The organism is Yonghaparkia sp. Root332, assembly GCF_001425665.1.
GTDB lineage: Bacteria > Actinomycetota > Actinomycetes > Actinomycetales > Microbacteriaceae > Microcella.
Genome location: NZ_LMCX01000001.1, coordinates 1,068,169 through 1,088,118 on the forward strand (window position 1 = coordinate 1,068,169; position 19,950 = coordinate 1,088,118).

Below are 19,950 nucleotides of genomic sequence, written 5' to 3' on the forward strand. Positions count from 1 at the left end.
GCACTCCGAAAACACCCCGAACCCCAGAAAACAAGGAGCGACACCCATGACGACGACGTCAGCCCCTCCCGCCAGCTCCGCACGCGTGCGCGTGCAGCGCTTCGGCACCTTCCTGAGCGGCATGATCATGCCCAACATCGCGGCCTTCATCGCGTGGGGCTTCATCACGGCCTTCTTCATCCCGACCGGCTGGACTCCCAACGCCGACCTCGAGAAGCTCGTCGGCCCGATGATCGTCTACCTGCTCCCGCTGCTCATCGCGAACACCGGCGGCCGCATGGTCTACGGCACGCGCGGCGGCGTCGTGGCCTCGATCGCGACGATGGGCGTCATCGTCGGCACGAGCGTGCCGATGTTCCTCGGCGCGATGATCGTCGGCCCGCTCGCGGCGTGGCTCATGAAGAAGGTCGACGCGCTGTGGGCCGGCAAGATCCGCGCCGGCTTCGAGATGCTCGTCGACAACTTCTCCGCCGGAATCCTCGGCTTCGGCCTCGCGATCCTCGCGTTCTTCGGCCTCTCGCCCGTGTTCACGGTCGTGAGCGACGCCCTCGGCGCCGGCGCGAAGTTCCTCACCGAGACGGGCCTGCTGCCGCTCGCGAGCCTCGTGATCGAGCCGGGCAAGGTGCTCTTCCTCAACAACGCCATCAACCAGGGCGTGCTGACCCCGCTCGGCATCGAGCAGGCCGCTGAGCAGGGCAAGTCGATCCTGTTCCTCCTGGAGGCCAACCCCGGCCCGGGCCTCGGCCTGCTGCTCGCGTTCGCCGTCTTCGGCGTGGGCATCGCGCGCGCCACCGCGCCCGGCGCGATCATCATCCAGTTCCTCGGCGGCATCCACGAGATCTACTTCCCGTACGTGCTCATGAAGCCGATCCTCATCGTCGCCATGATCGGCGGCGGCATGACCGGCATCGCGACGAACCTGATCTTCCAGTCGGGTCTGCGCGCTCCCGCCTCGCCCGGCTCGATCTTCGCGGTGCTCCTGCAGACGGCGAACGACAGCTACCTCGGGGTCATCCTCTCGGTCGTGCTCTCCGCGACGGTCTCCTTCCTCATCGCCGGCGTCATCCTCCGCGCGAGCCGCAAGAAGGACATGGCCTCGCTCGAGGCGGGTGCCGACGGGTTCACCGGCGCCGTCTCGCAGAACGCGGCCAACAAGGGCGGCGACTCGAAGGTCGCGGGCCTCCTGGGCCAGGAGGCGGCGACGGCGACGGCCACGCGCATCCAGAACATCGTGTTCGCGTGCGACGCCGGAATGGGGTCGAGCGCGATGGGTGCGACCGTCCTGCGCAAGAAGCTCAAGGACGCGGGCATCGAGGGGGTCACGGTCACCAACCAGGCGATCACCAACCTCACCGACGAGGCCGACCTCGTGATCACGCACCAGGACCTCACGGCCAGGGCCCACGAGCAGGCTCCGCACGCGCAGCACGTCTCGGTCGAGAACTTCATGGCGAGCCCGCAGTACGACGTCGTGGTCGGACTCCTGACGTCGCAGCAGTCGCCGCGGCAGCAGGGCTAGTCTCTGCCGCAACCCGGGGGCGGTCGTCCAGGCGGCCGCCCCCGGGCCCCCGCACTCCGGCGCCCGTCCCCGCGCGCCGACTCCCAGGAAGGACCGGCGACCCCATGACCGCCACCGTGCTCACCACCGACCGCATCGTCCTCGACGGCACCGCGCGCACGCGCGACGAGGCCATCGCCGAGGGCGCCCGCCTGCTCGAGGCCGCCGGGGCCGTCACGAGCGAGTACCACGCCGCGATGCTCGCGCGCGAGGAGCTCACCTCCACCTTCATGGGCAACCACCTCGCCATCCCGCACGGCACGAACGACGCGAAGGACGCGATCAAGGCGTCGGCGATGACGATCGTCCGCTACGCCGAGCCCATCGACTGGGACGGCGACCCCGTGCGCGTCGTCGCTGCGATCGCCGGCAAGAACGGCGAGCACATGAGCGTGCTCTCGGCCCTCGCCCTCGTCTTCAGCGACGAGGAGGCCGTCGAGCGGTTGCTCGTCGCGCCCGACGCCGAGACCGTCCTCGCGATGCTCGGCGACGTCAACGACGCCGTCGCGGAGTGACGGCGCGATGACCGCCGTCCACTTCGGCGCCGGCAACATCGGCCGCGGGTTCATCGGCCTGCTCCTCCACGACGCCGGCCACGAGCTCGTCTTCGTCGACGTCAACGCACCGCTCATCGCCGCGATCGCGGCCGCCGATTCGTACCGGGTGATCGAGATCGGAGGCGAGGAGCGCATCCGCACCGTCACCGGCTTCACCGGCATCGACTCGTCCGCCGACCCGGACGGCGCGGCGGCGGCCGTCGCCTCGGCCGACGTCGTGACGACGGCCGTGGGCCCGAGCATCCTGCGCTTCATCGCGCCCGTCATCGCCGCCGGGCTGCGCGCCCGCCCCGCAGGCCGCGCCCCTCTGCCGATCATGGCGTGCGAGAACGCGCTCGGAGCCACCGACCTGCTGCGCGCCCACCTCGCCGAGCTGCTCGTCGACGACCCGTCCGTGCTCGACCGCGCGGTCTTCGCGAACACGGCCGTCGATCGCATCGTCCCGATCCAGGAGCCCGAGGCGGGTCGTGAGCTGGATGTCCGCGTCGAGCCGTTCTGCGAGTGGGCGATCGAGGCGGGCCCGTTCGCCGACTCGCCCCCCGTCATCCCGGGCGCCCACCTCGTCGACGACCTCGCCCCCTACATCGAGCGGAAGCTCTTCACCGTCAACACCGGGCACGCGGCGACCGCGTACCTGGGGCGGCTCGCCGGCGCCACCACGGTCGACGAGGCCATCGGGATGCCGGCGGTGCGCTCCGGTGTCGAGGCGGCGCTGCGCGAGACGTCGCGGCTGCTCGTCGCGCGACACGGCTTCCCGGTCGAGGTGCAGGACGCGTACCGCGAGACCGCCCTGTCGCGCTTCGCGAACCCGGCACTGCACGACGGCGTCGAGCGCGTCGGGCGGCAACCGCTGCGCAAGCTCTCGCGGCACGAGCGGCTGATCGAGCCGGCCGCGGCGCTCGCCGAGCAGGGGGTCGAGCCGGTCGGACTGCTCGCGGTGATCGCGGCCGCGCTGCGGTTCCGCGTCCCGGACGACCCCGAGAGCGTCGAGCTGCAGGAGCGGCTGGGGTCGGAGAGCCCGTCGGCCGAGCTCGTGGAGTCGGTCACGGGGGTCGAGCCGGGGCATCCGCTGTTCGCGGCGCTGGAGGCGGCTGTTGCGGGGGCGCGGGTGGACGGCGTCGGGGCGTAGGGCGCGCTGTCGGGGGCGTCCTGGTGGCCGCCTTCGTCCTGCCGCCCTCGCCCTGCCGCCCTCGTCCTGGCCGTCCTCGCTGCCGTCGCCGCCCTCGCGTCGCACGTGCTCCTTGGTCGCACAGCGGCCCCCGGTTCGCCGCTCGTCCACATTTGCCCAGGTCAGGGGGCGTTCCCCATCGATTCGGCGCTGAAGCTCGGCGACGTTCGAATGTCGGCGGTGGGGTGTTGAGTGGGATGCATGACGAGCCCGATCGAACCGCCCGCACCGGGGGAGAGTCCTTGCAACTCCGACCTGCGTCGCGCGTTCGACGAACTCATCGCCGCTGCAGAATTCGACGAGCTCACGGCGGAGATCAGCGTTACTCTCGCATCGTCGCGAACGGATGCCCTGCTCGAGGCGCTCGTCGAGTGCGAGGTGCGCGCGTCCCGCATCGCCGCGCGCCGGCTCGAGCTCGTGCACGAGCTGCGGGTCGAGCAGGAGCGCGTCGAGAAGGAGCGGGCTGAACGGGAGCACGGGGCCCCGGTGTCGACCGGCGCGAACTGGGATCCCGGCGTCATCGCTCGACGGAGCGCGTCGGCGGAGCTCGCGTGCGCACTGCGCATCACCTCCCGCACGGCGGACTCGCTTCTTGCTCGGGCGGCGACGCTCATCACGACGCTGCCGGTCACGATGGAGGCGCTGCGGGACGGGCGGGTCGCGTTCGCGCATGCCGCCGTCATCGCGGATGCCGCTGACGCTCTTCCTGTTGATTCGCGCGCCGAGTTCGAGTTGGCGATCCTGCCGAGCGCGGAAGCGCAGAACCCTTCCCGGCTGACGTCACGTGCGCGCATCCTCCGCGAGCGGATGCACCCCGAGTCCATCGCCGCGCGCAAGGCGGAGGCGATGGCGGCGCGAGATGTCTTCGTGGACCCTGTAGCCGACGGCATGGCGTGGCTGAGCGCGCTCCTGCCCGCCGAGAAGGCCTACGGCGCTTATCGGCGGCTCACGCGAATCGCCGAGTCGCTCGAGGACGAGCACGACCTCGGCGTCGGCGCGCCGGCCCGTTCCGGCATCGAGCGCCGGACGCTCGGCAACCGTCGCGCCGACGTGCTCGCCGACCTGCTCATCGCCGGAGAGATCGACGCGGGCGGTCTCGGCGTCGGCGTGCGGGCCGAGGTGCACGTGACGGTACCGGTTCTGACGCTGCTCGGGCAGAGCGGCGGTGCGCCCGCGACCCTCGAGGGCTACGGCCCGATCGACGATGACACCGCTCGCCGGCTCTCTGCGACGGCCCCGAGCTTCACGCGACTGCTGACCCACCCCGAGACCGGCGTCGTCCTCTCGGTCGGGCGCGATCGGTACCGGGTCCCTGCCGACCTCCAGACCTGGCTGCGGGTGCGCGACGGCACCTGCCGCTTCCCGGGCTGCGCGCGCAGCGCCGCCCGCTGCGACCTCGACCACACGCGCGACTGGCAGCACGGCGGCACGACGAGCCACGACAACCTCGCCCACCTGTGTCGACAGCACCACCGGCTCAAGCACCAGACCGGCTGGACCGTGGCTCAGGAGCACGGGGGAGTGCTGCGGTGGCGTGCGCCGTCGGGCCGCTCCTACGCGTCGGAGCCGGCGCTCGCGCTCACCGGCTGAGCGTCGCTCGTCGCCTTCGACCGCCGCGTCCATGCGCGCCGCAGGATCGCCCACGCGACGAGCGCGAGCACCCCGAGCGCGATGAGCCACGGCAGGAGCACGCCCGCGACGACGAGGGCGCCGCCGAGGAAGGCGAGCAGGGCATCCCACCCGGTGGCCAGCCCCGACCAGAACGAGTCGGGCTCGTCGACGGGCGCGACGTCCTCCGACCCGAGCGTGAGCGTGATCGTCGAGAGCGACACCTGGTCCTCGTAATAGCGTTCCTGCGCCTGCAGGCTCTCGAGCTCCGCCTGCCGGTCGCTGATCGCCGACTCGAGGGCGATGAGATCGTCCAGGTCCGCGGCCGCATCCTGCAGGGCCAGCAGGCGCGCGACCGACGACTCGAGCGCCGAGATGCGCGCCGTCAGGTCGCGCCGCTCGAACGTCACGTCGTCGCTCGAGAGTACGAGCTCCTCGCGCTCGCCGAGCGCCTCCAGTTCGTCGAGGGTCTCCATCAGCCGCGTGCTCGGGATGCGCAGCTCCAGAACCGCGCCGCCGCCGTTCCCGAACGAGTAGTAGCCGCTGTACCCGCCGTACTCGTCGACCGAGTAGTCGGGCGCGAACTCAGTGCCGCCGCCCGACGAGGTGCCGTCGCCGCTCCCAGCGTCGCGCGGGGCGGACTCCCGCCGCCCATCCACCCGGCCGCCCGCGCGCTCGACGATGCGCGCCGCCTCGTCCGCCGCCTCGAGCGGATCCTCGACCGTCACGTAGAGCGACCCCGTGATGACGAGCTCGCGATCCTCCGAGGGAGCATCGCCGCCACCCGACTCCTCGCCGCCCAGGTCGCCGCCGTCCTGGACCGGAGCCTCGCCGACGACGCCGGGCTCGCCGCCCGCGCCGCTCGACTCGTCGCGCGCGCCGATCGCCCCGCATCCGGCGAGGAGCGGCGCGACCACGACGGCGAGAGCCGCGAGCGACAGCGCCGCGCGGCCGCGTCGTCGGAGGCGCGACCGGTGGTCGGCCGTCGGCCCGGATCGAGCCGCGACTCCCGCCCCGCGCATCGTCCCGACCGGGTCTCCCGCCGCATCCTGGGTGCTCATGCGGCTGACGGTAGACCCGGCCCGCTCGCCCGCACCAGGGTCCGAAGACCGGTGCAACGCGATCGTGACCTGGGCGTGATCCGAGAGTGATCTGAGCGTCGGCCTCGAACGGCTCGAGGGCCCTCGACGCCCCGCTACGGTCGACTCAGCGCGGTGGGGATGCGCACCGGATCGGCCTGATGGACGGCGGTCCGAGCATCCGTCGCCGCTCTGACAGCCTGCGCGCTCAGGGGTGGACGCGAGGGACGAGGGGGCCGAGAGATCGGCCCCCTCGCTGCGTCTGCGGCTGTCCCCGGCTGTCCCCCGCCCTGCGTAGGCTGGCCTCATGCGCACTTCGATCCTCGGCCGCACCGGTGCGACCGTCTCCTCCATCGGCCTCGGAACCTGGCAGCTCGGCGCCGACTGGGGCGACGTCAGCGAGTCGGATGCCCGGGCCGTCCTCGACGCCGCCGTCGAATCCGGCGTCACCGTCTTCGACACCGCCGACGTGTACGGCGACGGGCGCAGCGAGCAGCTCATCGGCCGCTACCTGCACGATCGCCCCGAGCTCGACGTCTTCGTCGCGACCAAGATGGGCCGCCGCCTGCCGCAGGAGCCCGAGAACTACTCCGCCGAGAACTTCGACGCCTGGACGCGCCGCAGCCTCGACAACCTCGGCGTCGAGACGCTCGACCTCGTGCAGCTGCACTGCCCGCCGACCGCCGTGTACGGCATCGACCGCGTCTTCGACGACCTCGACGCCCTCGTCGAGCAGGGGCGGATGCGCCACTACGGCGTGAGCGTCGAGCGCGTCGACGAGGCCCTCGCCGCGATCGCGCGCCCGAACGTCGCGAGCGTGCAGATCATCGTCAACGCCTTCCGGCTCAAGCCGCTCGACGAAGTCCTGCCCGCCGCGCAGGCCGCCGGCGTCGGCATCATCGCGCGCGTCCCGCTCGCCTCGGGCCTGCTGAGCGGCCGGTACACGCGCGACACGACCTTCGCCGCCGACGACCACCGCACCTACAACCGCCAGGGCGAGGCCTTCGACGTCGGCGAGACCTTCTCGGGCGTCGACTACGCGACGGGCGTCGAGGCCGCGCAGCGGTTCTCCGCGCTCGCCGCCGAGCACGACCTCGCGCCCGCGACGGCCGCGCTCGCCTGGCTCGCGCAGCTGCCGGGCGTCTCGACCGTCATCCCCGGAGCCCGCAGCCCCGAGCAGGCGCGCGCGAACGCCGCCGCCGGCGAGGTCGCCGACCTGCCGCCGAGCTTCCACGAGAGCGTCGTCGCGCTCTACGACGAGTACTTCCGCGCGACCATCCACGAGCGCTGGTGACGGCGGCGGCCGGGCCGGCCGCGGGCGAGGAGAGCGGCGGAGGGCGACCGGCACGGTCGGGCCTCGGCCGCACCTTCGGCACGGTCTTCACCGCGAACCTCGCGTCGAGCCTCGGCGACGGCATCGCCCGCACCGTCTCGCCGCTCCTGGCGGCGCGGCTCACCGACGACGCACTGCTGATCGCCGGGATCGCGGCGGTCGCGATGCTCCCGTGGCTGTTCTTCGCGCTGCCGGCGGGCATCCTCGTCGATCGGATGGATCGTCGACGCGCCCTCGCCCTCGCGGCCGGAGTGCGCACGGCCCTCGCGGTCGGGCTCGTGGTGCTCGTCGCGACGGACGCGCTCACGATCTGGTGGCTGTACCTCGTGATCTTCGTCTACGGCGCGTGCGAGACCCTCTACGACGGGGCGATCCGCGCTGTCGTGCCGAGCATCGTGCCGAAGGCGAAGCTGCCGCGTGCGAACGCCCGCATCGAGGGCGCCGAGCTCGTCGTGCAGAACTTCGCAGCGGCCCCGCTCACCTCGGTGCTCTTCGCCGTCGCCGTGCTCATCCCCGTCGGCGGGCTCGTCGCGGCGTTCGGGCTCGCCGCCCTCCTCGCCGCCTTCCTGCCCGCGGTCGCGTCGGGCAGGCAGTTCCACGCGCCGAAGGACGAGGCGGCGGTCCCCTTCCGCCGGCAGCTGGCCGACGGCTGGCGGTTCATCATCGGCAACCGGATGCTCCGCACCCTGTGGTTCTTCTCCATCGGCACGGCCATCCTGTTCTCGGCGGCCTCGGCCACGCTCGTGCTGTTCGTCCTCGACACGCTCGCCGTGCCGGAGGCGGCGTTCGGCGGGTTCCTTCTCGCGGGCGCGATCGGCGGTCTGCTCGGCTCGGTCGTCGCCTCGCGCCTGCAGGCGCGCTTCGGCCTGGGCCGCGTCATGGCGGCCATGAACCTGCTGTGCGGCGTCACGACGCTCCTCATCGGCGTGTGGCCGCAGCCGATCTGGGTGGTCGTGATGTTCGCGATCGGCTCGGGCGCGGTCACGATCTGGAACATCCTGATGATGTCGTTCCGGCAGGCGATCATCCCCGGTCGCCTCCTCGGCCGCGTGCACGGAACCTGGCGCACCCTCCTGTGGGGCTCGATGCCGCTCGGCTCGCTGCTCGGCGGCGGGCTCGCACTGCTCGGCCTGGCCGTGCCGTGGATCGTCGGCGGCGCCGCCCTCACCGTCCTCGCCCTCGTCTTCTACCGCTTCCTCACGACGCTGCCCGACCCCGAGACGATCGACAACGGCGACGAGCCGCCCGCCGAGACCGGGGCGATCGGCACGCTCCCGCCGGGCGAGCCGCCGGGCGTGCCCGCGGCCGACTGACCCGCGGCGCGACCGTCTGCGAGCATGAGCCCATGCCGTTCACGCTGACCCGCCACCCGTTCCCGCCGCGCCGGCGGCAGGTGCGCCTCGCCGCGCGCACCGACCTCGTGCCGCGGGCCGCCGACGGCGCCGGGTTCATCCGCATCCGCCTGCAGAGCGGGGTGCCGCTCGACGGTTTCACGTCTCCGGGAGCGGGCGACCATCTGCGGGTGTTCGTGCCCGAGGCCCCCGAGTGGGCGAGCGTCGCGGTCGACGATGCCGGGCATCCGACCGCGCCGTCGCGCACCGAGACGATCGTCGCGTTCGACGCCGAGGCCGGCTGGGTCGACCTCGACATCCTCGTGCACGCCGCCGACGAGACGGGCGACGCGGGGCTCATCGGCCCGTGGGCCGCCCGCGCACCGCTCGGCTCGCCCGCGATGCTCGCCGACCCGAAGGGCTCGGTCGTCCTCGGCGGCGCCCCGGTCGCGTTCGTCCTCGCGGGCGACGACTCCGCGATCCCCGCCCTCCGCCGCTATCTCGGGATGTTCGGCGCCGGCACCCCCGGCCTCGTGCTGCTCGAGACCGCGTTCGACCCCGCGGCCCTCGGAGTCGCGGTCGGCCCGGGCGTCGAGCTGCGCGTGCTTGCCCCCGACCCCGCGCGCCCGAGCGCTGCACTCGCGGCTGAGCTCGCCGCGCTCGCGGGGGAGCCGCCGCCCGCAGCCTCCCCCGACGTCTTCATCTTCGCGTGCGGCGAGCAGTCGCTGCTGGCCCCGGCGCGGGCGCTCCTCGCGGCCTGGGGCATCGATGTCGAGCACGCGGTCGCGAAGGGCTACTGGAAGCGGCGCGCGGACTGAGGCGCGTGGCGCCGCGGCCGGCAGGCGGGTCCTGCTCAGTCCAGGTCGTCCGGGTGCCGCCCCGTGCGCGCGCCGGTCTCGAGCGTCGCGATCTCGGCCATCTCCTCGACCGTCAGCTCCCATCCGAACAGGGCGGAGTTCTCCTCCACGCGTCGCAGCGACGTCGACTTCGGGATCACTACGAGCCCCTGCTGAACGTGCCAGCGCAGCGCGACCTGCGCGGCTGAGCGGCCGTGCCGCTCGCCGATGGCCGACAGCACCGCGAGATCGCGCGAGCCCTCGGCGAGCATCTGACCGCGCGCGAGGGGGCTCCAGCTCTCCGTCACGATGCCGAAAGCCGCGTTCGCCTGCCGCACCGCCGTCTGCGGAAGATGCGGGTGCAGCTCGACCTGGTTGACCACCGGCACGACCCCGGTCTCGTCGACGAGGCGCTGCACGTGGTGCGGCTCGAAGTTGCTCACCCCGATGGAGCGCACGCGGCCCTCGTCGCGCAGCGCGATCATGGCGCGCCACGCGTCGACGTAGCGGTCCTGCGTCGGCGCGGGCCAGTGGATGAGGTAGAGGTCGAGAGTCTCGAGCCCCAGCAGCGCCATGCTCGCGTCGAACGCGCGGCGCGTCTCGTCGAGCCCGTGCGCGTCGTTCCAGACCTTCGTCGTGACGAACACCTCCTCGCGCGGCAGTCCGCTGGCACGGATGCCCTCGCCGACGCCGCGCTCGTTCAGGTACAGCGCCGCGGTGTCGACGTGCCGGTACCCCCGGCGCAGCGCGCCGGCGACGAGGTCGGCCGTCTGCGGCTCGGGCACCTTGTAGACGCCGAGCCCGAGCTGCGGGATGGCGGCGCCGTCGTGGAGGCGGATGGTCGGGCCGATCGCGGGGAGGATGCTGTCGGTCATCGCTCCAGTATCGTCGCCGACCCTGGATCTCCGCGTCGGCAGTGCGCGCGGTGGGAGTCGGCTGGACGCGCGGAATGGACGCGCGGTCCATGCGGTTGCATGGAGACATGACCCGCATCATGATCATCGTCGGCAGTGTCCGCCCCGGCCGAGTCGGCCTCTCCGTCGCGGAGTGGGTCCGCGATCGCGTCCAGGAGACCGTCCAACGCGACAGGCACGGGGGAGGGGACGCGGCATCCATCGACCTGGTCGATCTCGCCGAGCTGAACCTGCCGTTCCTCGACGAGCCGCACCATCCGGTGAAGAAGCAGTACACGAAGCCGCATACCGTCGCGTGGAGCGAGCGGGTCTCGGCCGCCGACGCGATCGTGCTCGTGTCCCCGGAGTACAACCACTCGTACAGCCCGGCGCTGAAGAACGCGATCGACTTCCTCTTCACCGAGTGGGCGCACAAGCCCGTCGCGGTCGTCAGCTACGGCGGCGCCTCGGCCGGCACGCGCGGCGTCGCGGCTCTCGACCCGGTGCTCTCGACGGTGGGGCTCGTGAAGATCGCCGCGAACCCGGAGATCAACTTCATCGGCTCGAAGATGGTCGACGGCGTCTTCCAGGGCGACGACAAGCTCGCCGGCACGGTCGCCGCGATGACGACGCAGCTGATCGAGACCGCCGAGGCGCTGACGCCGCTGCGCTGAGCCGCCTGCTCAGCCGCCCTGCCTGCTCAGCTGACGGGAAGGCGCACGGGCTCGGTGTCGGGCAGCGGGCTCGCGTCGCGCCCCCGCAGGTCGGGGTGGGCGCGCCGGAAGACGATCGCGATGAGCATGCCCGCGAACGCGAACGCGGCGCCCGCGGCGAATCCGCCGCTCGCGCCGAACCCGTCGATGAGGAAGCCCGCGGCGGCCGAGCCGAGCGCGGCGCCGATGAGCTGGCCGGTGCCGACCCACCCGTAGGCCTCGGCGGTGTCGCTGAACCGCACGCTCGCCGAGACGATCGCGAACATGACCGCGAGCGCGGGGGCGATGCCGGCGCCGGCGATGAGCAGCGTGATCGCGAGCCCCCAGAAGTCGAGGAAGAACATCGCCGCGGCGCCGCCGACGAACACGACGGCCATGCGCCGCGCGAGCGCCCATGGGCCGATGGGCACCTGGCCGAAGCCGAGGCCGCCGGCGAGCGAGCCGATCGCCCAGATGGCGAGGATGACGCCCGCCTCGACACCCTCCTTGCCGAAGTTCGCGACGACCGCGGCCTCGATCGCGGCGCACGAGGCGACGAGAAGGAAGCCGACGACCGTGGCGAGCAGCACGGGCGGGCGCGCGAGGACCGCGCCGAACGAGCGCTTCGACCGGGGGATCCGCACGCGGCCGAGCTCGGGGGAGGCGAGGAACCAGACGCCGCCTCCGAGGAGGAACGCGCCCGCGAGGGCGATCGCGGCGACGGTCGAGACCTGGGTCGCGACGAAGGTCGTCATGACGGGGCCGGCGATCCAGATGATCTCCTGGGCGGAGGCGTCGATCGCGAAGAGCGGGGTGAGCTGGCGCGAGTTCACCATCTTCGGGTAGATCGTGCGCACGGCCGGCTGGATCGGCGGGTAGGCGAGGCCGCCCACGAGCCCGACGAGCATGTAGCCCCAGAGCTCCATCGGCACGAAGGCGATCGCGGCCATGCTGGACGCGCACACCGCGATGGTCAGGGCGATCACGGGGCGCATGCCCCACACTCCCATCCAGCGGCTCGTCAGCGGGCCGGCGACGGCCTGCCCGACGCTCGTCGCGGCGAGCACGAGCCCCGCGGCGCCGTACGAGCCGAAGATGCCCTCGACGTGGATCAGGTACGCGAGCGAGAGCATCCCGCTGGGGAACCGCGCGGTGAGCTGCGCCGCGATGATGCGGGCGACCCCCCGGGTTCTCAACAGGTCGCCGTATCCGCTCACGAGAGCCCAGCCTAGGGGAGCCCGACGACACTGTCGGAGGGCCGGGGGAGGCGCGAGGATCCGCCGGTCTGCGTCCATCCGCCGGGGTGTCGGCGGTTACCCCCAGACTGTGGATAAGGCGGCGGACTTATGCACAGCTGTGGACGACACGCCCACTACATGTGGGGTGTGCGCATTGTCAGTGCCCCGATATATAGTGGCGGAACCGCCGGACCGGAGCATCGCTCGGTGGCCCCCGATCGGGGGTCGGAGCCCTCGCCGACAGGCGATAACCACGCCGATTCGGGCGAGAGAGAACCGCAGAGCCGCGCCGCTGGCGCGAAGAGGAGAAGAGCCACGTGAGCAGCATCACGGTCGTCAAGCGCGACGGGACCCGCGAGCCCTACGACGCCAACAAGATCAACCTGGCGATCGAGAGCGCCGCCGAGGGCCTCGACCCCAGCATCACGTGGGTCACCCAGATCGCGAGCGAGCTCGAGCTCACGCTCTTCGACGGCATCACGACGCAGCAGCTCGACGAGGCCGTCATCCAGGTCGCCCTGCAGAACATCAAGGACGACCCGGCGTTCGACATCGTCGCCGCGCGACTCCTCCTCAAGACCATCTACAAGCGCGTGCTCGGCGACTACTCCTCCGCCGACGAGCTGCGCGGCCTGCACCGGGAGCACTTCGCCGCCTACGTCCGCCGCGGCGTCGACGAGGTCCTCCTCGACTCGCGCTTCACCGAGCTCTTCGACCTCGAGAAGCTCGCCGCGGCCCTCGAGCCCGCGAACGACGAGCTGCTGAAGTACATCGGCGTCGTCACGCTCAACAACCGCTACGGCATCAAGGCCCGCAACGGCGAGCCGCTCGAGGTCCCGCAGTACTTCTGGATGCGCGTCGCCATGGGCCTGTCGCTCAACGAGGCCGACCCGACGAGCCACGCCATCGCCTTCTACTCGAAGATGTCGACGCTCGAGTACCTCGCCGCCGGCTCGACCCTCGTCAACGCCGGCACGAGCTACCCGCAGCTGTCGAACTGCTTCGTCATGGAGATGCAGGACGACATCGAGCACATCGCCAAGAGCGTGCGCGACGTCATGTGGCTCACGAAGGGCACCGGCGGTATCGGCCTCTCGGTCACGAAGCTCCGCGCCCAGGGCTCGCCCATCCGCTCCAACAACACGACCTCGACCGGGCCGATCCCCTTCATGCACACGATCGACTCGGTGCTGCGCGCGGTCAGCCGCGGCGGCAAGAAGTTCGGCGCCCTGTGCTTCTACATGGAGAACTGGCACATGGACTTCCCTGAGTTCCTGGACCTCCGCCAGAACTCCGGCGACCCTTACCGCCGCACCCGCACGGCCAACACCGCCGTCTGGATCAGCGACGAGTTCATGAAGCGCGTGCAGAACGACGAGGACTGGTACCTCTTCGACCCGCTCGAGGTCAGCGACCTCAACGAGCTCTACGGCAAGGCCTTCTCCGCCCGGTACGCCGAGTACGTGGCGATGGCCGAGCGCGGCGAGCTGAAGATGTTCAAGAAGCTCGGGGCGCGCGAGCAGTTCAAGCAGATCCTCATCTCGCTGCAGTCCACGAGCCACCCGTGGCTCACGTGGAAGGACACGATCAACAACCGGGCGATCAACAACAACACCGGCACGATCCACCTCTCCAACCTCTGCACCGAGATCTGCCTCCCGCAGGACCGCGACAACATCTCCGTCTGCAATCTCGCCTCGATCAACCTCTCGCGTCACGTCGAGAACGGCGTCGTCGACTTCGCGAAGATCGCTGAGAGCGCCCGCCTCGCCGTCCGCCAGCTCGACAACCTCATCGACATCACCGTCTCGAGCGTCGACGAGGCCGACTTCGCCAACCAGCAGAACCGCGCGATCGGCCTCGGCGTCATGGGGTTCACCGACGTCGTCGAGAAGCTCGGCTTCTCGTACGACTCGGAGGAGGCCTTCGACCTCATCGACGAGATCATGGAGCACGTCTCGTACGCCGCGATCGACGAGTCGACCGAGCTCGCGAAGGAGCGCGGCTCGTACGCGAACTTCGAGGGCTCGCGCTGGTCGCAGGGCCTCGTGCCCCTCGACACGATCGACCTCACCGAGGCCGACCGCGGACTCGAGGTGCAGGTCAACCGCACGAGCCGTCTCGATTGGGACGCGCTGCGGGCGAAGGTCAGGGGCGGGATGCGCAACGCGACCCTCATGGCCATCGCGCCCACGGCATCCATTGGCCTCGTCGCCGGCACGACGCCGGGCCTCGACCCCCAGTTCTCGCAGATCTTCAGCCGCTCGACGAGCTCGGGCAAGTTCCTCGAGGTGAACCGCAACCTCGTGGCGACGCTGCAGGAGCACGGCCTGTGGGAGCGCGTCCGCGAGGACATCCTCCGCAGCCAGGGCGACATCCAGGGCATCGCGCTCATCCCCGACGAGATCAAGGCGACGTACAAGACGAGCTTCCAGCTCTCGCCGTACGCCTTCCTCGAGGTCGCGGCGCGCGCCCAGAAGTGGATCGACCAGGCCATCAGCCGCAACATGTACCTCGAGACGCGCGACGTCGACGAGATGGTCGACATCTACTCGGCCGCGTGGAAGAAGGGCGTGAAGACGACCTACTACCTGCACATGAAGCCGCGCCACACCGCTGAGCAGTCGACGGTCAAGGTCAACAAGGCCGAGACGATCAACGCCGGCGGCGGCGCGCCCAAGAAGGGCTTCGGCGCGGCCGGCGGCTCCGCTGCGCCGGCGGCCGAGCCCGCCGCGGCGGCCCCCGCGCGCAAGGGCTTCGGCTTCGGCGGCGTCGCGAAGGGCGGCGAGTGATGGACCCCCGCGACTCCACCGTCGACACCGTCGGCGGCTACTACGTCCCGACCGATCCGATGGACGACCTGCACTGCGAGAGCTGCCAGTAGGCGCAGCGCTCGCACGACCGCTCCACCCATCCACCCCACACTTCCCCTCCTCCCGAACAGAAAGAACGACAGATCATGGGAATTCTCGGCACCGGCATCCAAGAGGGCCTGCTGCTCAAGCCCGTCACGTACAAGTGGGCGATGGATCTCTACGACCAGGCCGTCGCCAACACCTGGTTCCCCAACGAGGTGCAGCTCGGCGAGGACATCGCCGACTTCAAGAAGATGACGGACGAGGAGCGCCACGCGATCACGTTCCTCATGAGCTACTTCAACCCGAACGAGCTGCTCGTCAACAAGGCGCTCGCGTTCGGCGTCTACCCCTACGTCAAGGCTCCCGAGGCGCACCTCTACCTCGCGAAGCAGATGTGGGAGGAGGCCAACCACTGCATGAGCTTCGAGTACGTGCTCGAGACCTTCCCGATCGACCGCGCCGCGGCCTACGACAGCCACATCGACGTGCCGTCGATGGCGCGCAAGGAGGAGTTCGAGGTCAAGTTCATCCGCCGCATGACGGAGGACACGCTCGACATCACGACGACCGAGGGCAAGCAGGACTTCATCCGCAACCTCGTCGCGTACAACGTGATCCTCGAGGGCATCTGGTTCTACTCGGGCTTCATGGTCGCCCTGTCGTTCCGCCAGCGGAACCTGCTGCGCAACTTCGGCTCGCTCGTCGACTGGATCGTGCGCGACGAGAGCCTGCACCTGAAGTTCGGCATCAACCTCATCCTCACGGTGCTGGAGGAGAACCCCGACCTGCAGACGCCGGAGTTCGCCGCCGAGATCAAGCAGATGATCCTCGACGCCGTCGAGATGGAGTCGGCGTACAACCACGACCTGCTTCCCAACGGCATCCTCGGCCTCAACGCCAACTACATCAACCAGTACGTCAAGTACCTGGCCGACCGCCGCCTCGAGGAGCTCGGCTTCGAGCCCGAGTACAACGTGTCGAACCCGGCGAAGTGGATGGCGACGGCGAACGACACCCTGCAGCTCGTCAACTTCTTCGAGTCGACGAACACGTCGTACGAGGTCAACGCGAAGACCTCGGCCTAGCTGTTCCCGACGTGCGGCCCGTGCTCCCGGCAGACCTCCTCTTCATCGGAGGGGTCGTCTACCGGGGCGCGGGCCGCTCCGTCGTTCCCGAGCCCCTCGAGGTCGCGGTGCTCGACGGCTGCATCGCGGCGGTCGACGCCGACCTGAGCGCCTGGCGCGGGCTGGCGACCGACGTGGTCGATCTGGCGGGCGGGATGCTCCACGCCGGGTTCGTCGACGCCCACATCCACCCCATCCAGGGCGGCCTCGAGCGGCTCGCGTGCGACCTGAGCGAGGGCTCGACGCGCGAGGAGTACCTCGAGCTCATCGCCGCCTACGCGCAGCTCAACCCGCCGAGGGGATGCGACGCCTCCCGCTCCTGGATCACCGGGGGCGGCTGGGCGATGAGCGCCTTCCCCGGCGGCACACCGACCGCCGCCGAGCTCGACGCGGTCGAGCCGATCCGGCCGGTGCTCCTCTACAACCGCGATCACCACGGCGCGTGGGCCAACTCGGCGGCGCTCGCTCTCGCGGGCATCACCGCCGAGACGCCCGACCCGGCCGACGGGCGCATCGAGCGGCTGCCCGACGGATCGCCCTCGGGGACCCTGCACGAGGGTGCGGCGAAGCTCGTCGCCGACCTCGCGCCGACGCCGAGCCCGGACGACGTGCACGCGGCGCTGCTGGAGGCGCAGCGGTACGCGCTCAGCGTCGGCATCACCGGCTGGCAGGATGCGATCGTCGGCGACTACTTCGGCTCGGCCGACACCGCGCAGGTGTATCGGCGTGCGCTCGCCGACGGCCGACTGCTCGTCGACGTCACCGGCGCGCTCTGGTGGGACCGCGATCGCGGCGTCGAGCAGGTGCCCGAGCTCGTCGCCCGTCGCGATGCGCTCGCCGCCGACCTCGGCCCGCACGCGCGCTTCCGCCTCCCCGCGGTGAAGATCATGGCCGACGGCGTCGTCGAGAACGGCACGGCGTCCATGCTCGAGCCGTACCTCGGGCCGCTCGGCGAGACCGAGCACCCGCGCGGCATCGCGTTCGTGGGCGGACGGGAGCTGATCGACGCGATCGTCGCCCTCGACGCCGCCGGGTTCAGCGCGCACGTGCATGTCATCGGCGACCGCGCCGCGCGCGACGCTCTCGACGGCTTCGAGGCGGCGCGCACCGCGAACGGCTGGGCCGAGCGCGATCCGGCGGATGCCCGGCGCCACCACCTCGCCCACCTCCAGTTCGTCCACCCCGACGACGTCGCCCGCTTCGCCGCGCTCGGCGTGACCGCCAACATGCAGGCCCTCTGGGCCTGCTACGAGCCGCAGATGCGCGAGCTCACCGTCCCGTTCGTGGGGGAGGCGCGCGCCGCGACGCAGTACCCCTTCGCGAGCATCCTGCGCTCGTCGGGTGCCCGCGGCGGCATGCATTCCGACACCGGCATGGATGCTCGCCCGGTGCTGTGCGCCGGCTCCGACTGGCCCGTCTCGACCCCCGACCCGTGGCAGGCGATCCACGTCGCGGTGAACCGGCGCCTGCCGGAGGACGACCCGGAGTTCGACCCGGAGGCGCTGCTCCCGCACGAGGCGCTCACGCTCGCCGAGGCTCTCGACGCGTACACCGCGGGCTCGGCGTGGATCACCGGGCGCGGGCCGGGCGACGCCGAGGTCGCGGGCGTCATCGCGGTGGGCGCGATCGCGGACCTCGCCGCGACGGACCGCGACCCGTTCGCGGGGGAGGCGACGGGTATCCACGCCGCCCGTACCGTCGGCACGTGGATCGCGGGCCGCCGCGTCTTCGGCTGAGCGCCGGGTTCTGCCGCTCCGTAATCGGTCATCCCGTAACCGGGGGCTCAAGTCAATCCTGCGCTCCCGGCGTTGGCGTGGCGTCCTCCGTGCCCTCCGGAGTGCAGTACTGTCATCGCAAGCTCGGATGCCCCTCTAATTCGAATCGCTTTCATCGCGATCCGGCGGGGCGCGACGGTCGACCACTGCGTGCTGCTTCCTCCCCCGGATCGATCGGACCTGCCCATGGGCTTCCTCACTGCACGTGCACCCCGTCGAGAGACTCCCATCGGCGCGCGACGACCTCGCGTCGCGACGCAGGCCGTCTCATCGGTCGCGGTAGTCGCTCTCGGGCTCGGTGCGGCCCTCGCGGTCGTTCCCGCGATCGGCGCGAGCGCGGCGGTGCCCGCCGACTGCCGGCTCGATCTCTCGACCGGAGCGCCGGTCGCCGTCTGCGACTTCACGACCAGCGCGAGCTTCACGGTGCCGTCGGGGGTGACGCAGCTCACCGTCGTCGCGAGCGGCGCGGCCGGCGCGATGAACTGGATCATGCCCGGCGGCGCAGGGGCCACCGTCACCGCCCTCGTGCCCGTCATCGAGGGCGAGCAGCTCACCGTCACGGTCGGGGCCAATGGCGGCGCGCCCGGTGGCGGCGGCGCGTCCGACGTGCGGACCGGCGTCGACTTGACGACCGCGCTCGTCGTGGGCGCGGGCGGCGGCGCCGGGGGCTACGCCGGTGCCGGAGGGCTCGGCGGGGCGGCCGGGGTGCCGGACGGCTCGGCGCCGTGCGCGCCGGGTGCTGCCGGAACGAACGCCTCGACGAACCCGACGCGAGGCGGCAGCGGCACGGGCGGCGGCGGCGCGACCTGCAGCGCCGGCGGCGCGGCCGGAGTGTCGAACGCCGGTGCAGGCCTGCTCGGCATCGGCGGTGCGGGCGGCGTCGGCGGTAACGGCGGAGGCGGCGGCGGGGCGGGCTACTACGGCGGTGGCGGCGGCGGCGCATGGACGGGCAGCGGTGCGAGCAACGGCGGCGGTGGCGGTGGAGGCTCGAGCTATCTCGCCGACGGCGTGACATTCGTGAGCGGCGCCGCGAACGCGTCCACGACCGCATCCGTCAGCATCAGCTACGCGGTGCCGATCGCCAGCATCGCGATCAGCCCCGCCACGAGCGTCGTCACGTTCCCCGCGGCCGCCACCTTCGCCGTCGAGGGTTTCGATCGCGATGGCGACTCGCTCGGGGACCTGACCGCGATCGCGAGCTTCTCGATCACGAGTGCTGGCGGCTGCACGGGCTCCAAGTGCGGCGGGCCGGTGGGGGTGCACACGGTCACCGCGACGGTCGGCGACCTCACGGCGCAGGCTGCGCTCACCGTCGACCCGGCCGAGGTCACGCCTCCGGTTGATCCGGTTGATCCGGTTGACCCGGTGGACCCGGTGGACCCGGTCGAGCCGGTCGACCCGGTCGACCCTGTTGATCCTGTTGACCCCGTCGAGCCCGTGGAGCCCGTCGACCCGTCGGTTCCGATGGAACCCGAATCGCCCACTCCTGATCCGCCCACCGCGGTGGACACGTCGGCGACCAGTATCGAGCCCGGCGGCACGATCACCGTGAACGCGTCCGGCTTCCTCCCGGGCGAGCGGCTCCAGGTCTGGCTCAATTCGACTCCCGTGCTGCTTGCGACCGGCGTCGCCGAATTGGACGGGACCTTCGCGACCACAGTGAGGATCCCGGCGGGGACGGAGGCCGGTGCGCACCGCATCGAGGTGCGCGGCGCCGCCTCGGGCTCGGTCTTCACGGGGGTGACAATCCTGCCCGCGCTGGCCGCGACCGGCTCGGCCGGCGTCGACCCGCTCATCCGCACGGCGCTGCTCGTGCTGACGCTCGGGGCTCTGCTCCTCACGGCGCGACGCCGCGAGCTTCTCTCGCAGCCTTGACGGGGCGCCCCCTCACGGGGTGATT

At 71.6% G+C, this 19,950-nt stretch carries 16 protein-coding genes; 13 read left to right on the top strand and 3 right to left on the bottom strand.

Annotation, left to right across the window (positions count from 1 at the left end):
* The first annotated feature begins 46 nt into the window (after positions 1–46).
* The 4 genes from ASC54_RS05185 to ASC54_RS05200 all read left to right on the top strand — a co-directional run bounded on the left by ASC54_RS05185 (position 47) and on the right by ASC54_RS05200 (position 4,873).
* Complete coding sequence (locus tag ASC54_RS05185; protein WP_055856780.1) at positions 47–1,519, top strand: PTS mannitol transporter subunit IICB; 1,473 nt, start codon at positions 47–49, stop codon at positions 1,517–1,519.
* A gap of 104 nt (positions 1,520–1,623) precedes the next feature.
* Entirely contained in the window at positions 1,624–2,073 is a 450-nt protein-coding gene (locus ASC54_RS05190) for a PTS sugar transporter subunit IIA (protein WP_055856777.1), read from the top strand.
* Positions 2,074–2,080: 7 nt separating this feature from the next.
* Positions 2,081–3,244 (top strand): mannitol-1-phosphate 5-dehydrogenase, encoded by a 1,164-nt coding sequence (locus ASC54_RS05195; RefSeq protein WP_055856774.1) that lies wholly within the window; start codon positions 2,081–2,083, stop codon positions 3,242–3,244.
* Positions 3,245–3,484: 240 nt separating this feature from the next.
* The gene (locus ASC54_RS05200) at positions 3,485–4,873 is read left to right on the top strand and encodes an HNH endonuclease signature motif containing protein (RefSeq protein ID WP_055897098.1); all 1,389 of its coding nucleotides are present in this window, start codon (positions 3,485–3,487) and stop codon (positions 4,871–4,873) included.
* On the opposite strand, the gene ASC54_RS05205 is transcribed toward ASC54_RS05200, so the two are convergent.
* Positions 4,837–5,952 (bottom strand): DUF4349 domain-containing protein, encoded by a 1,116-nt coding sequence (locus tag ASC54_RS05205; protein ID WP_055897100.1) that lies wholly within the window; start codon positions 5,950–5,952, stop codon positions 4,837–4,839. The two genes, ASC54_RS05200 and ASC54_RS05205, sit on opposite strands and share 37 nt — an antisense overlap.
* Positions 5,953–6,277: 325 nt before the next feature.
* Here ASC54_RS05205 and ASC54_RS05210 point away from each other — a divergent pair, with 325 nt between their 5' ends.
* From ASC54_RS05210 to ASC54_RS05220, 3 genes are read left to right on the top strand one after another with little or no spacing between them, the layout of a single operon-like run.
* Entirely contained in the window at positions 6,278–7,264 is a 987-nt protein-coding gene (locus ASC54_RS05210) for an aldo/keto reductase (protein WP_055897103.1), read from the top strand.
* On the top strand, positions 7,261–8,616 hold the full coding sequence (locus ASC54_RS05215) for an MFS transporter (RefSeq protein WP_055897105.1): 1,356 nt from the start codon (positions 7,261–7,263) through the stop codon (positions 8,614–8,616). Before ASC54_RS05210 ends, ASC54_RS05215 begins: the two co-directional genes overlap by 4 nt.
* Before the next feature lie 32 nt (positions 8,617–8,648).
* Positions 8,649–9,452 (top strand): siderophore-interacting protein, encoded by an 804-nt coding sequence (locus tag ASC54_RS05220; RefSeq protein ID WP_055856760.1) that lies wholly within the window; start codon positions 8,649–8,651, stop codon positions 9,450–9,452.
* A gap of 35 nt (positions 9,453–9,487) precedes the next feature.
* Here the strand turns inward: ASC54_RS05220 and ASC54_RS05225 are convergent, their stop codons facing one another.
* Entirely contained in the window at positions 9,488–10,345 is an 858-nt protein-coding gene (locus tag ASC54_RS05225; protein ID WP_055856757.1) for an aldo/keto reductase, read from the bottom strand.
* Between the two features lie 107 nt (positions 10,346–10,452).
* Here ASC54_RS05225 and ASC54_RS05230 point away from each other — a divergent pair, with 107 nt between their 5' ends.
* Positions 10,453–11,037: an NADPH-dependent FMN reductase gene (locus ASC54_RS05230; RefSeq protein ID WP_055897106.1), complete on the top strand. Its 585-nt coding sequence runs from the start codon at positions 10,453–10,455 to the stop codon at positions 11,035–11,037.
* A gap of 26 nt (positions 11,038–11,063) precedes the next feature.
* On the opposite strand, the gene ASC54_RS05235 is transcribed toward ASC54_RS05230, so the two are convergent.
* A complete protein-coding gene (locus ASC54_RS05235; protein WP_055897108.1) occupies positions 11,064–12,272 on the bottom strand; it encodes an MFS transporter in 1,209 nt (402 codons plus the stop codon).
* 338 nt (positions 12,273–12,610) lie between these two features.
* Between ASC54_RS05235 and ASC54_RS05240 the strand changes: the two genes are divergently transcribed.
* From ASC54_RS05240 to ASC54_RS13150, 5 genes are all read left to right on the top strand, one after another.
* Complete coding sequence (locus ASC54_RS05240) at positions 12,611–15,085, top strand: ribonucleoside-diphosphate reductase subunit alpha (RefSeq protein WP_055897109.1); 2,475 nt, start codon at positions 12,611–12,613, stop codon at positions 15,083–15,085.
* Positions 15,085–15,177, top strand: a complete 93-nt coding sequence (locus tag ASC54_RS05245; protein WP_055856743.1) for a hypothetical protein — start codon at positions 15,085–15,087, stop codon at positions 15,175–15,177. Before ASC54_RS05240 ends, ASC54_RS05245 begins: the two co-directional genes overlap by 1 nt.
* Positions 15,178–15,252: 75 nt before the next feature.
* Complete coding sequence (locus tag ASC54_RS05250) at positions 15,253–16,236, top strand: ribonucleotide-diphosphate reductase subunit beta (protein WP_055856740.1); 984 nt, start codon at positions 15,253–15,255, stop codon at positions 16,234–16,236.
* Between the two features lie 20 nt (positions 16,237–16,256).
* Positions 16,257–18,011: an amidohydrolase gene (locus ASC54_RS05255; protein ID WP_055898023.1), complete on the top strand. Its 1,755-nt coding sequence runs from the start codon at positions 16,257–16,259 to the stop codon at positions 18,009–18,011.
* A 225-nt stretch (positions 18,012–18,236) separates the two neighbouring features.
* Positions 18,237–19,925, top strand: a complete 1,689-nt coding sequence (locus tag ASC54_RS13150; RefSeq protein ID WP_055897112.1) for a hypothetical protein — start codon at positions 18,237–18,239, stop codon at positions 19,923–19,925.
* Positions 19,926–19,950: the final 25 nt, after the last annotated feature.